Source organism: Sphingomonas sp. 2378 (assembly GCF_038084995.1).
Classification (GTDB): domain Bacteria; phylum Pseudomonadota; class Alphaproteobacteria; order Sphingomonadales; family Sphingomonadaceae; genus Sphingomonas.
Window position 1 is genome coordinate 1 of sequence record NZ_JAXCMJ010000127.1, and the last position, 452, is coordinate 452.

Below are 452 nucleotides of genomic sequence, written 5' to 3' on the forward strand. Positions count from 1 at the left end.
GTCTCTCATCGCTGGCGCATGGGGCCTTAGCTCAGCTGGGAGAGCGGTTGCTTTGCAAGCATCAGGTCATCGGTTCGATCCCGATAGGCTCCACCATCCCGCATATACCTAGAGATGAAGACACCAGTTCCGCTGCGCGAGCAGCGGTTACGAACGCCCAAAGGCGTTCATCTTTGACATTGTGAATGGGTTTTTAAAATCGATGCCGTGAAGGTGTCGGCTTTGAAAGTGAGGCGAGGCCGCAAGGCCAAGTCGAACAGACGAGCTGGCAATTCACAATATCTGGCTGAGTATTTAATGACCACACCAATTAGCCACATCGCGCTGCTCTGCCGAGTCGATGTCCTTCGGGGCGTCCAGCGTTGATGGTGGTGGTGTGGGCTCTCAAGCGTGAGGTAAGGGCAATTCGTGGATGCCTTGGCATGTACAGGCGATGAAGGACGTGGCACGCT

At 55.1% G+C, this 452-nt stretch carries 1 tRNA gene; it reads left to right on the forward strand.

The features are described from left to right. Nucleotides 1-20: 20 nt before the first annotated feature. Nucleotides 21-96, forward strand: a tRNA-Ala gene (locus SM191_RS19595). The last annotated feature ends 356 nt before the right edge of the window (nucleotides 97-452 follow it).